Source organism: Methylobacterium litchii, from assembly GCF_038442315.1.
GTDB lineage: Bacteria > Pseudomonadota > Alphaproteobacteria > Rhizobiales > Beijerinckiaceae > Methylobacterium > Methylobacterium litchii.
Genome location: NZ_JBBXMY010000036.1, coordinates 1 through 12,161 on the forward strand (window position 1 = coordinate 1; position 12,161 = coordinate 12,161).

Here is a 12,161-nt window from a genome sequence, read left to right on the forward strand (position 1 = left end):
GGACGAACATGAGACCTGCCGATCGGTTCAATTAGGATAGGTATCATGATGGCGGTTCGCTTTGAATGGTCAAGCTGATTATATGAGACCGCTTACCGTCCAGTTCGATTGAGGCATACCCAAATCGCACCAGACTTTCGCACCAGCTATGCCCTTGTGCCGATCTGCATCGACACACGGTGCAAAACTGTTGATTTTTGCACCATGGGTCCGCTTGCGACCCAAGTCAGCCGCCGCTACCAATGTCGGCGCTCCTCCAAAGCAGCCGTTCGGCAACTTCGACTCGGGTCAAGTAGCGAACTCTGCTAGTTAAAATGATCTTCATCAGGTTCCGGGATCGGACTACCCCCAATCCATAATCCTGCGAAGGACAAGGTGGCCGTGTAGTGGGTGATGTTGTTCTCGTCTCGAACAATCACTGTAAAAGCCTGCCGATCACCGTTCTTCGGGATCTCGTCACGGGCAATCGTAGGCAGCACGTGCATCGCGTGGAAGCGGACGCCATCGTAGCCGTCGCATTCCGTCCCGATCGCATCGCGAGAGAACGATGATCCATCATAGATGTCGAAGAAGTAGCGTAGCATGACGCTCTCCATTATCAGGGCGGGAGCACACGCATCTTCCCGCCGCTGGCGCCCGACAAATCTTGCCAGCGATGCCTCAATGATTGCGCCTTTGGATCGAAGCCACAATCACATGGGTTCGGTCGGCTGAAATTCACTTCCAGACATCTTCGATCAGCTTAGCAGCCACGGGGGAGTGGTGTTGCGCATTCACGTTCAAAGTCCCCCAGTATGTCCTATAAGATCCGCTCGTCGGATATCCCGCTTGCGGCGGATCCTGAGGAGGCCGCCATGTTCCGCCCGCTTTTGCAAAGGCTTAGATACGGCGCAGACCTCACGGAGGCTGATTACGGTAGGCTATCTGAACTCGCGCGCACCCGGCAGGTCGGCGCGCGTCAGCAGATCATCCAGCAGGGCGACCGACCCGAGGATGTGCACCTCGTGCTAGACGGCTTCGCCTGCCGCTACAAAGTGCTGCCGAACGGAAGCCGCCAGATCATCGCGCTGCTTGTGCCGGGCGACTTCAGCGACCTGCATGTCGCAATCCTTGGCAAGATGGATCATAGCATCGCCACGCTTTCGCCCTGCACAGTTGCGGACATCCCCCGCGCCACCATCCTCGATCTGATCGGGAACCACCCGCGCATCGCTCGGGCCCTGAGGTGGGCGACCCTCGCGGACGTGGCGATCTTGCGCGAGTGGTTGGTGAACATGGGCCAGCGCGAGGCACACCACCAGTTGGCGCATTTGTTCTGCGAGCTTCTTATCCGTCTACAAGCTGCGGGTGTCGGCGATACGAACGGTTACTCGTTACCGCTCACGCAGGAGGATATGGCTGACGTGCTTGGCCTTACGTCCGTGCATGTGAACCGGACTTTGCAATTATTGCGCGAGGAGGGTTTGATCGTCCTACGGCGACGGCGCCTCGACATCCCGGACGTAGAGAGGCTGATGTTGTATTGCGACTTTAACCCCGACTACCTGCACCTCGTGAAGCGAGTGGAGTAAGGCGTTATCTATGGGTTGGAAGCGACTGCGAAGGCGGTGTCCGCTTCTACCAACTCGTGCACAAAAACGGACCAGCAGAAATCCACCCTGTCCGGCCATTCCGCACCCGACCCGAGCCCGACGTAGAACGAGTTCGGTGCTCATCTCATAAGCGGACGTGCCGGGCGTACGCGGACGGACGCTCAGTGAACCCACTCCGCCTTGAATGAGCGTCCGCGCTTGTACGTCTTCCATTATCGACCGCCTGTCCGCCGATGATTGTCAGGGATTGCCAGCGCAATGGCGACCGGCGGCCGGTCGCAGTCTTGTCAAGGCAGGCGGCGGTAGACGCCCGCGAATACCGCGCCGCCCCGCAGTTCGCAGGTGCCGGCCTGGATGACCTTCCAACCGTCCGCGCTGAGGCGCTCGAAGGTTAGTCGACAGCGGCCGTTCAAGACGGTGGCTGTCCCTTTCCGGAGATCCAGGAATGCATCCGTGGCCGCGGTGTCCACGTCGCCGGCCTCCACCCCGCCGGGCCCGACATAGTTAGACATCAGGGACACGCTGGCGAAGCCATGGACCGGTCCCACGACGTTGAGGGTGCTGTGATTGCCCTTGGGCTCCTCGCAAAAGAAGTCACTGCCCTCCTTCACCCCACCCTCAGACCGCTGGAGTTCGGCGTTCCGCTCGTCGTAGGCTTCGGCCAGGCAGGCTGCTGTGGCACAGGCCTGCGCCTTCCCTAGCCACGCCCGCTGCCGAGCCTCGACGGCCTCGCGCTTCCCCACTTTCAAGGCGCCCGAGTAGAGCCTCGCCAGGATCTCGTCCCGGCTCCCGAGAGCGGCGTCCCCGCAGACGAGGCGTTCCATTCCGGTTGATGCCCTGGCGCAGTCGAAGCTTGCCGCATGGGCAACCGGCGCCGTGAAAGCGAATGCCGCCGATGCCTTGATGCGGGCCGCGGTACGGTGGAAGTCGATCACCGCTCGCATGATAGGTCCCCGCCCGGGCAGGCTAGTTGATCGGTCAGGTCGCGGGTGCGGCGCTCAGTAAGGGCCGTCGCGCACTCGCCGATAAGCATGGGCATGATCGTGCCGTTTTCATCGGGGTGTTCGGCGTCGTAGCCCGTCTCAAGGTTGCATTCGAGGTCGCGGAAGCGCCGCCAAGCCTGCTGCGCGAGGTCGAGGTTGTGTCGCCCGCTCGGGTCGAGTTTGGCCTACAGGGCCTCTCGCGCCTTCGCCAAACTGGCCTCGGCGGCGTCCAGCTTGCGCTTGGTGCATAGGGTCCCCTCGGCTTGGTTCGCGACGTCCGCGCAAAGTGCCGGCACCTCCCCCGTTGCCGCCGTCGACCAGAGCATCAGGACCACCAGTTGGGCGTGCTTCATCGCATGGACCCCGCCGGACAGAGGCCTCGTCGCGGTCCTGCCCCACCTTTGCCGGTGGTAGCACGGCGCGCTAGCCTCTCCCACGACCGAGCCCGAGGAAGCCACGACGCCGAACCGCATCACGACAGACAGGTCCGGAGATCCCGTCGTACGGGTGCTCGGCGGCTACCTCGCCGCCGTAGCGGCGGCGGTGACGACCTTGATGCTGGCCAGTGCGGCCGGTGCTCTGTTCGGAACTCCCCCGTCGCCCGCCGCCGAGCCTACCCTCCCCTCCGACTTGATCTCCGTCGCCATCACGTTCGTCATCGCCACGCTGTTCGTGACGGTCTTCGCGACGCCGGCATTCTTGCTGTGCTTGGCGGTCTCGATCCGGACGGGATGGCGCCATCCGACCATCCACGTGGCTTGCGGCGGCGCCATTGGTCTCGCCCTCGGGCATCTGTTTGCCGGCATGGTCGAACGGCCGCTGCAAGCCGTAAGCGCCGGAGTGGTGGGGGGCGGAGTGTACTGGTGGCTCGCCGTGCGCGAGCGGCGATGGTCAGGGTCGTGACCTCACTGGTTACTGGTCGAGACACGGCTCTGGTCGAGCGTGCCTGATCTGTGAGCGGCCGAGAGCGGACCTTCGGCTTGGCGACCGTACCGACCTCGGGGTAGCCTGGCCCCAGGCTGATGCTGCCTGTTGTAGTCGTCGCTCGGTTTTCAGGCCCTGCCGACCAATCGCACGTCCGTGGCGGCGGCGAACGAGGTGAACCGGTCCGGCTCGTCGAGGGGTACGTCGAGGCTGCAGCGCAGACCCTCGGGGGCGAACTCCAGACGGACCTCGCCCCCCAGTTCACGGCTTACCCCGCCCGTGATCAGGCGCGTGCCGAAGCCGCGTTTGCCCGTCTCCCGCACCGGTGGGCCGCCACTCTCCCGCCATTCCAGGGCGAGCCGCCTCGCGCCGCTCTCGCCGACGACGACCTTCCAGGTGACGTCAATCCGGCCCGTATCGGTCGAGAGGGCGCCGTACTTGGCCGCGTTGGTCGTCAACTCGTGCACCGTCATCCCGAGCGCCAGGACGTAGCGCGGCGGCAGGTCGACGTCGGCCCCTTCCAGGCCGAAGCGGTGCAACTGCTCATCCCGAAAGGGTGAGAGTTCGTTCTCCAGCACCGTGCGCAGCGAGGCGCCCTCCCAATCGTCGCGCGAGAGCAGGTCGTGGGTCTTGGACAGGGAGAGGATTCGTCCCTCAAGCCGCTCGCCGCGGTCCTCGTCGCGGCGGGCCTGCCGCGCCAGGGACTGCACGGTGGTCAGGGTGTTGCGGACCCGATGGTTCAGCTCGTGCAGCATCATCGTCTGCCGCTCCTGCAGGACCCGGCTGCGGGCGACCTCCTCGCGCAACTCGCCCTGGTGCCTCTGCAGCGACGCCGCCATGGCGTCGAACGCCTCGCCGAGCCGGCCGAACTCGTCGCTCCCGGACAAGCCGGTTCGGGTCCCCAACTCACCCGCCCGCCACGCGCCGGCCGCCCCGAGCAGGCGCCGCACCGGCCTGCGGATGAAGGCGCGACCGGCCAGGAGCGCGGCCGCGACGGCCAGGATCGCGCCGACGCCGATCAGCACGACCCCGCGACGGGTCGCGGCATCGATGTCCGCGAAGGCCGTGGCGGGCGAGAGGCCCACCGCTACCGTCATGCCATCGAGGTCCCCCGGCGCGCCTCCGGCCACCGCTGTGATCCGCGGGTTGCCCCGCAATCCGGTCAAGTCCGCGACGCCGCCGCGGTGGTCGGCCAGGGCCTTCCAGAAGGCCGTCGGCAGCGGCTTGCCGGCCCAGGCTTCGTGGTCGGGAAGCCGGACCAAGATCGTGCCGTTTCGGTCCGCGACCGTGAGGGCGGCGTCGGGCGGCAACCCGGCATCGGACTGCCGTGCCGCGAGGTAGGACAGGTCGATGCTCGTGATCACGATGCCTTCGGGGCGACCGTCGCCGTCGTCGTCGGCTATGGCCTGGGCGAACTGGATGGTGGGCCGTCCGGTGACCCGGCCGGACACGACCTCCCCGATGGCGAAGCCGCCGGTGCGCATCGCCTCCTGGAAGTAGGACCGGTCGGCGACCGAATAGGCCCCGACCGGGGATCCCAGGGTGTTGCACCGGATGCGCCCGTCCGGGTCGGCGACCCCGAAGAAGAACGAGCCGGGAACCTTCCCGCCGACCGTCGCGAGGTATGCCGTGCAGGCCCGGGCATCCCTGCCGCGGATCTCGGCCACGCCGGCCAGGATGGCGAGGATTTGCCTCGCCCCGCGACCGAACTGCCCGAGGTCGGCCGCGACGGCCTTCGCCCCGCGCATGGCCTCCCTCCGGACGGCCTCGGCCCGGGCGGCACGAAGCGCGTACTCGTTGTAGCCCTGGACGGCCAACGCCGGGATCAGCGCCAAGACGACGAGGCCTACGATCCGCTTCGTCAGTGACATCGAGTTCCCGAGCTCGGTGAAGCCCGTCGTCTCCCGGGACCCGGCCACCGAACTAGGTCGGTTCGGCTGCAAAGCCATGGGCAGCGCCTCGACCCGCTAGCCAGATCTATCCATCGATCGAGGCGCGGCGGGCCCGATGGACGCACCCCGACCTGGGGACGGTCGCCGCGGGATTCCCCGCGACGGCGGTCAGTGCGCGCCGGTGCCGACGCCCCCCACCGCGCGCCTGAGGATGTGCGAGAGGTCGGCCACGGAGTAGGGTTTGCGCAGGAGCTCGAACCCGTGCGTCCCCTGCTCGGCGAGCACCTCGCTGTAGCCCGACGTCAGGACCACCGGCAGGTCGGGCCGGCGGCGGCGGAGCTCGCGGGCGAGATCGACCCCATTCATCCCCGGCATGACCACGTCGGAGAACACCACCTCGAACCGGTAGGGGATGCGCTCGAACTCGTTCAGGGCCTTTTCCGCGTCCACGGCCCACACGGTGCTGTAGCCGAGCTCTTCCAGCGCCTGCGCCGCGAAGGCCCCGACCTCGTGGTTGTCCTCCACCAGCAGGACGCAGGTGCCGTGGCCCTCGGCGAGGTCCGCGGGCTCGTGCGCCTCGGCCTCGGTGGCGGCGGGGGCCTTGGCGCGCGGGAGGTACAGGGTGAAGGTGGCGCCCGCGCCGAGGCGGCTCTCGGCGATGACCTCGCCGCCGGACTGCTTGGCGAAGCCGAAGACCTGGGACAGCCCGAGCCCGGTGCCCTGGCCGACGCCCTTCGTGGTGAAGAACGGCTCAAAGATCCGGTCCAGCGCGTCCGGGGCGATGCCGCTGCCCGTGTCGGTGACCGAGACCGCGACGAAGTCGCCGCGCATGGCCGGATGGGCCCGGACCGCGGGGACGACGCCGACCGGCCGCACCCGGATGGTGATACGCCCCTCGCCCGACATCGCGTCGCGGGCGTTGACCACCATGTTGACCAGCGCGGTGTCGAACTGGCTCGGGTCGGCGTCGACGAGGCAGGGACCCTCCTGCCCCCTGGCGTCCCGGAACGGCTCGACCTGAATCTCGACGTGGATGCGAGAGCCCGTGAGGGTGCGGACCATGTCCGAGACCGAGGCGACGCCGCGCCCGACATCGAACACCTCCGGCTGGAGCGCCTGCCTCCGCGCGAAGGCGAGGAGCTGGCCGGTCAGCTTGGCCGCGCGGTCGACGGTGTCCGAGATGGCGTCGACATAGCGGATCCGGCGCTCCTCGGCCAGGTTCGGCCGCTTCAGCAGGTCGGTGGACGACTTGATGACCGTCAGCAGGTTGTTGAAGTCATGCGCGACGCCGCCGGTGAGCTGGCCCACCGCCTCCAGCTTCTGGCTCTGCCGGAGTTGCTCCTCCAGGGTCTTGCGCTCCGTCACGTCCCGGCCCGCCGCATAGAAGTGGTCGTCGCGGGGGATGGCGTACCACGACAGCCATCGCAAGCCTCCGTCGCGCGTCCGCATCCGCACGTCCAGGCCGTCGAGGACGATGCCGTTCACGAGGTCGCCGAACACCCCCTCCACGGCGGACCTGTCGGCCGGGTCGATGAATGTGTCGAAGTGCGCGCCGACGAGATCGTCCTCGGACCAGCCGAGCGTCTCGGTCCAGGCCGGGTTCACCGAGCGGTAGCGGCCGTCGAAGCCGCAGACGAGGAACAGGTCGCGGCTCGTGCGCCAGACCATGTCGCGCTCGTCCGTCCTGTCGCGGGCGGTCTCCTCCAGGACCCGCTCGGCCTCGCGCCGCTCGGTGATGTCGTTGAACAGGATGGCGACCCGGCGCCGGGCCGGCTCGCCGATGCGCAGGGCGTGGACGTCGAACCACCGGCCGAGTGCCACCGCGCCGCTCTCGAAGCGGGCCGCCTCGCCCGTCAGCGCCACCCCGCCGTAGGCGTCCAGCCAGGACCGCTCCAGGCCCGGGACGACCTCGCTGACCCAGCGTCCGGCCACGTCGCGGAGCCCGGTATGGCGTTCGAACGCCGGGTTGACCTCGACGAAGCGGTAGTCGACGGCGCGCCCAGCCGCATCGTAGCGCATCTCGACGATGCAGAAGCCGGCGTCCACGGCCTCGAACAGGGTGCGGTAGCGCGCCTCGCTCTCGGCGAGCCGGCCTTCCTCGGTGCGGAACCGGGTGACGTCGAGTTGGCTCGCGAAGAAGTAGCGCAGGTGTCCGTCCGGATCGAACACCGGGCTGACGTAGAGCTCGTTCCGGAACGGCGTGCCGTCGCGGTGGTAGTTCAGGATCTCCACGACCACGTCGCGCCGCGCCGCGACGGCGTCGCGGACCTTGGCGACGTCGGCGGGATCGGTGCCCGGGCCTTGGAGGAATCGGCAGTTGCGGCCGATCAACTCGTCGGCTCCGTAGCCGCAGAGCTCCTGGAATGCGCGATTGGCGAAGACGATCGGGTTGTCGGGCAGGTTCGGATCGGTGACGATCTGCGGCATGCGGGTCTTCTCCGCCGCCGTGAACAGCAGGTCGGTCCCGGCCGCCGAGGTGCGCTCGTCGCCAGTCGGGGCATGGACATGCCCCTCGTTTCGCCGCCGCAGCCGCTCGATCTCAGCCTTCGCGTCCGCCAGTTGCCGGCGCAGGTCCTCGAAGTCCGTTTCCATCCTGCCTGTCCAGACCGGGTACTGGGTAGGTCCGTCCGTTGGTGTCCCGACGGAGCCGTCGGTTGCCGCTAAGGCCGTCAGCCGACGCATCCCGGAGCCGTATGACGGAGGCCGGGTCGTCCGGGAAGTCCGGTCCGGGATTGCAAGGCGAGCCGTCCCGTCCCGTTCCCGGCCCGATTGTGGTCACGCACAGCCCCGGACGAACGGGATGCGCACCCCCGTGTTCCCGGAACGCCGGCGTTCCAGGCCGGCATGGTACCGAAACTTCGGGCTGTCGAAGACCCCATGAGCCGGTCGCGGGAACGTTGTTGCACCCCTGTTGCCGCCGGTTGCACGTCGGCAGCCGCTTCCGAGCAAGCGGCTATCTGCCCGGTCACCTTCCCGTGTCTGTATCGGCCACCTATGGCATAGAGCGTCTCAGTCATTCACATCAGATCCACAGGCCTGACGAACCAAATGACGGCCTGGGATCGACGCCGTGTGAACGGGTGGCCGTGGAACAGATCGACATTACCGCGCGACGCCAAACCGCGCTCGCCGCCTTCGACATTCTCGACACGCCGATTGAGGCCGAGTTCAACGGCATCGTGAGAGTGGCGTCCGAGACCTGTGGCATGCCGGTGTCGCTGATCTCCCTGCTCGACGGCGAGCGCCAGTGGTTCAAGGCCGAGACCGGCTTCGGCCAGAGCGAGACCCCGATCTCGCAATCCATCTGCGCCTACGCCGCGCAGCAGCACGACGTGTTCGAGATCCCGGATCTCACCCTCGATCCGCGCACCGCCGACAATCCCCTCGTTACCGGAGGACCGGAGGTGCGGTTCTATGCCGGCGTGCCGCTGAAGACGGCGGACGGCGTCGCTCTGGGAGCCCTGTGCGTCCTCGACACCAAGCCCAACCGGCTGACCCCGTCACAGGCGTTCACCCTGCGCACGCTTGCCCAGCAAGTCATCACCAACCTGGAGCTACGACGCGTCCTCAAGGAGCGCCGCGAGAGCGACCGGCGCAACAAGGCGATCCTCCAGAGCGCGATCGACTACGGCATCATCGCGATGGATCTGGGCGGCCGCGTGACGAGCTGGAACGCGGGGGCCGAGCAGATCCTCGGATGGACCGAGGCCGAGATGCTCGGGCGGCACGCCAACGTCTTCTTCACCCGAGAGGACGAGCACGACCAGATCGCCGAGAAGGAGATGGGCGCGGCCCTGCTGCACGGGCGCGGCGCCGACGAACGCTGGCATCAGCGCAAGGACGGCAGCAAGTTCTGGGCGAACGGCGAGATGATGCCGCTCAAGGACGAGGAGGGGCGCCCCGAGGGCTTCATCAAGATCCTGCGCGACCGCACCGAGCAGCGCAACGCCGCCGCCCGGCAGCAGGCCGATGCCGAGTTCATGCGCGGAGTGCTCGCTTCCTCCGCCGACTGCATCAAGGTGCTCGACCTCGACGGTGGCCTGACCTTCATGAGCGAGAGCGGCATGCGGGTGATGGAGGTCAGCGACTTCAACCTCATCCGTGGCTGCCCGTGGCCGGACTTCTGGCAGGGCCAGGGTCACGCCGATGCGCTCGCGGCCCTCACGGCCGCCAAGGCCGGCGGCGTCGGCCACTTCCAGGGATCGGCCGATACCTATCTCGGCACCCCGAAGTGGTGGGACGTGCAGGTGACGCCGATCCTCGGCCCGGATGGGCAGCCGGAGAGGATCCTGTCGGTCTCCCGGGACATCACCGACCAGAAGACCGTCGAGCGCCAGCTCGCAGTCAGCGAGGAACGCTGGCGCGGGCTGTTCACGGGGATGCAGGAGGGGTTCCTCAGCGCCGAGCTGATCCGCGATGAGGCTGGCAAGGCGGTGGACTTCCAGTTCCTGGAGGTCAATCCGGCGTTCGCTGAGCTGACCGGGCTGCCGGCCAGCAGCGCCGGGCGCACCATGCGCGAACTCGTGCCGGCCATCCCCCAGTGGCTGATCGACACCTACGCCCGCACCGTCGAGACCGGCCAGCCCGAGAAGTTCGAGATCCACGTCCCCGAGCTGAACCGCACGTTCGAGGTCCGGGCACACAAGCAGTGCGGCCAGCAGTTCGCGGCGCTGTTCCTGGAGATCTCGGACCGCAAACGGACCGAGGCTCGCCGCGCTGCCATGACCGAACTGGGCGACCGGCTGCGCGACGTGGGCGACAAAGCGGAGATCAGCCGGATCGCCGCCGAGGTCATGGGGCGCACGCTTGGACTGAGCCATGCGGGCTACGGGCAGGTCGATCCTGACGCTGAGACGATCTTGGTAGAACAGGAATGGACCGCGCCGGGCCTTACCGGCATCGCCGGGCTACACCATTTCCGCGCTTACGGTTCGTACATCGAAGACCTCATAGCCGGACGCAACGTCGTCATCGACGACACCGGTAGTGATCCTCGGACCGCCGCCGATGCCAAGGCATTGGCGGCCATCAGCACGCGCTCGCTTCTAAACTTGCCGGTGATGGAGCACGGCCGCTTCGTGGCCCTGTTCTACGCCGTGAGGGCGGAGCCGGGGGAGTGGACTCAGGAGGACATCGCCTTCATGCGCAACGTCACCGACCGCACCCGGTCGGCCATCGCCCGCATCGAGGCGGAGGCACAGCAACAACTGCTCAACCACGAGCTGAGCCACCGCATGAAGAACATGCTGGCGATGGTGCAGTCCATCGCCACGCAGACGATGCGTGGAGCTGCCGATCTCGACACCGCCCGGGATGTGCTGGCGAACCGACTGATCGCCCTTGGCAAGTCGCACGACCTCCTGCTCGGCGGCTCCCTGTCGAAAGCCCCGCTGGCGAGCGTGATCGAGAGCGCGCTCGACATCCACCGTGACCGTCCGGATCGGTTCGTGCTCGACGGCCCGGCTGTGATGGTCGGTTCCAGGGCGGCGCTTTCGCTGTCGTTGATTCTGCACGAACTGGCGACCAACGCTGCCAAGTACGGCGCGCTCTCGAACGCGGACGGTCGGGTCACCATCAGTTGGGATATCGACGGCGACGGCGACGACGCTCCAGTCACCTTGCGTTGGATCGAGGCGGGCGGTCCGGCGGTGGTGGCGCCGAAGCGCGCGGGGTTCGGTACCCGGCTGATCGGACGCGGGCTTGCTGGAAGCTTCGACGGCAAGGTTGACTTGAGCTACCCGCCCTCTGGTGTGGTCTGCACCATCGTCGCGCCGCGGCGCGGTCTCATGGCGAGCTAGACCTCGGATTCCGCGACGGGAGCATGCCGGGCGATCAAACCGTCCCGCCGGCCGTATCCAGCTGGGCAAGGAGTTGGTTCAGGCGGTCCGGCAGGGGCGTTGCCGGGATCTGGGCGTACATGCCCTGCAACTTGCGCCCGAGGTGGTGCTGGATCGCGTGGGGTGAGCCCGGCTGCATCCATATGACCGACCCCTCCGGTAGAACTTCTCCGTTCTCGTCGCGAACAGGATCAATTCCAGCATCAGAGGCACGTTTCCCCACCAAACTGCCTCCCTGGCCCCAGACCACGTAATAAGGGGCAAACAGCCAATCTGGATTGAGCTCCCGTTGAGGCCCTGAGCAATCGGCACAGTGCCATTGGCGCCACACCAACATCGCAGACGCCGACCACAGCGTCTTCTCCCACTAGAATGCAGACCGTGAGCTGGAACTAATTTTCCGTTCGTGAAGGGTCGTGAACGGTCCCGTAGCTCTGTCCGCTTCGATGCACCGGCCGTCCGGAAGCGGACTGGCAGAAAACCACCGAGCCTGTGTGAAAACTCGGGCACACCCTAAAATCGTGGAAGAATATTCCACGCAGCTATCCTTCAAGCATCCTGGACGGCCAGCGAGAGGCGATAAGGATGCCCTTTCCAGTGCTGCCCTCCCAGCGCGAGGGGAGATCCTTCTACAGGGCCTACGTTTTCACACAGCCTCCACCCAACCCAGCCGTTCGAAGGCTCCCACTCACGCGGCTGGAGTTGGCCGAAAGCGGAATGGCCGCTTCGGAGAAGGCCCGCTGGAAAAGCTGACGGCCTCCTGTCGACCCAACTCAGACGTCTGAGCAGTCGTCAGCAGATCCCGAAAGGTAAGCGTCGTTCTCAGGCCACGGCTTTGAGGGGCTGTGGGGCGTAGGCCCAGGGCAGCAGGTCGTCGATATGGCTCTGCAGATGGCCGTCGACGATGCGGGTGATGACGTCGGTCAGGTAGGC

10 protein-coding genes and 1 pseudogene are annotated in these 12,161 nt (G+C 66.8%); 3 read left to right on the top strand and 8 right to left on the bottom strand.

Going from position 1 to position 12,161, the window contains the following annotated elements:
- Positions 1-305: 305 nt before the first annotated feature.
- Positions 306-584 (bottom strand): DUF6894 family protein, encoded by a 279-nt coding sequence (locus AAHF99_RS26830; RefSeq protein WP_342167383.1) that lies wholly within the window; start codon positions 582-584, stop codon positions 306-308.
- Positions 585-794: 210 nt separating this feature from the next.
- On the opposite strand from AAHF99_RS26830, the gene AAHF99_RS26835 reads away from it, so the two are divergent.
- Complete coding sequence (locus AAHF99_RS26835) at positions 795-1,571, top strand: Crp/Fnr family transcriptional regulator (RefSeq protein ID WP_342167384.1); 777 nt, start codon at positions 795-797, stop codon at positions 1,569-1,571.
- Between the two features lie 308 nt (positions 1,572-1,879).
- Here the strand turns inward: AAHF99_RS26835 and AAHF99_RS26840 are convergent, their stop codons facing one another.
- From AAHF99_RS26840 to AAHF99_RS26845, 3 genes and pseudogenes are all read right to left on the bottom strand, one after another.
- Positions 1,880-2,536 carry a lysozyme inhibitor LprI family protein gene (locus AAHF99_RS26840; RefSeq protein ID WP_342167385.1) on the bottom strand — a complete coding sequence of 219 codons (657 nt, stop codon included), beginning with the start codon at positions 2,534-2,536 and terminating at the stop codon, positions 1,880-1,882.
- A pseudogene (locus AAHF99_RS27255) lies at positions 2,524-2,742 on the bottom strand (lysozyme inhibitor LprI family protein); the annotation flags it as partial. The gene AAHF99_RS26840 and the pseudogene AAHF99_RS27255, both read right to left, overlap by 13 nt.
- Before the next feature lie 18 nt (positions 2,743-2,760).
- Positions 2,761-2,928 (bottom strand): hypothetical protein, encoded by a 168-nt coding sequence (locus tag AAHF99_RS26845; protein ID WP_342167386.1) that lies wholly within the window; start codon positions 2,926-2,928, stop codon positions 2,761-2,763.
- 154 nt (positions 2,929-3,082) lie between these two features.
- Between AAHF99_RS26845 and AAHF99_RS26850 the strand changes: the two genes are divergently transcribed.
- Positions 3,083-3,478 (top strand): hypothetical protein, encoded by a 396-nt coding sequence (locus tag AAHF99_RS26850; protein ID WP_342167387.1) that lies wholly within the window; start codon positions 3,083-3,085, stop codon positions 3,476-3,478.
- A 149-nt stretch (positions 3,479-3,627) separates the two neighbouring features.
- Here the strand turns inward: AAHF99_RS26850 and AAHF99_RS26855 are convergent, their stop codons facing one another.
- Both AAHF99_RS26855 and AAHF99_RS26860 read right to left on the bottom strand, forming a co-directional pair.
- Positions 3,628-5,418 carry a sensor histidine kinase gene (locus AAHF99_RS26855; protein ID WP_342167388.1) on the bottom strand — a complete coding sequence of 597 codons (1,791 nt, stop codon included), beginning with the start codon at positions 5,416-5,418 and terminating at the stop codon, positions 3,628-3,630.
- A 141-nt stretch (positions 5,419-5,559) separates the two neighbouring features.
- The gene (locus tag AAHF99_RS26860) at positions 5,560-7,983 is read right to left on the bottom strand and encodes a PAS domain S-box protein (RefSeq protein ID WP_342167389.1); all 2,424 of its coding nucleotides are present in this window, start codon (positions 7,981-7,983) and stop codon (positions 5,560-5,562) included.
- Positions 7,984-8,366: 383 nt separating this feature from the next.
- On the opposite strand from AAHF99_RS26860, the gene AAHF99_RS26865 reads away from it, so the two are divergent.
- A complete protein-coding gene (locus AAHF99_RS26865) occupies positions 8,367-11,189 on the top strand; it encodes a PAS domain-containing protein (RefSeq protein WP_342167390.1) in 2,823 nt (940 codons plus the stop codon).
- Between the two features lie 34 nt (positions 11,190-11,223).
- On the opposite strand, the gene AAHF99_RS27260 is transcribed toward AAHF99_RS26865, so the two are convergent.
- Positions 11,224-11,565 (bottom strand): NepR family anti-sigma factor, encoded by a 342-nt coding sequence (locus tag AAHF99_RS27260; RefSeq protein WP_412759965.1) that lies wholly within the window; start codon positions 11,563-11,565, stop codon positions 11,224-11,226.
- A gap of 485 nt (positions 11,566-12,050) precedes the next feature.
- Positions 12,051-12,161: transposase domain-containing protein (locus tag AAHF99_RS26870; protein WP_342167370.1), on the bottom strand; the 111-nt coding region annotated here is incomplete at its 5' end.

Bases quoted from the DNA above. Each gene is read 5' to 3' on its own strand.
- AAHF99_RS26830 (WP_342167383.1), bottom strand. From the start codon at position 584: ATGCTACGCTACTTCTTCGACATCTATGATGGATCATCGTTCTCTCGC.
- AAHF99_RS26835 (WP_342167384.1), top strand. From the start codon at position 795: ATGTCCTATAAGATCCGCTCGTCGGATATCCCGCTTGCGGCGGATCCT.
- AAHF99_RS26840 (WP_342167385.1), bottom strand. From the start codon at position 2,536: ATGCGAGCGGTGATCGACTTCCACCGTACCGCGGCCCGCATCAAGGCA.
- AAHF99_RS26845 (WP_342167386.1), bottom strand. From the start codon at position 2,928: ATGAAGCACGCCCAACTGGTGGTCCTGATGCTCTGGTCGACGGCGGCA.
- AAHF99_RS26860 (WP_342167389.1), bottom strand. From the start codon at position 7,983: ATGGAAACGGACTTCGAGGACCTGCGCCGGCAACTGGCGGACGCGAAG.
- AAHF99_RS27260 (WP_412759965.1), bottom strand. From the start codon at position 11,565: ATGTTGGTGTGGCGCCAATGGCACTGTGCCGATTGCTCAGGGCCTCAA.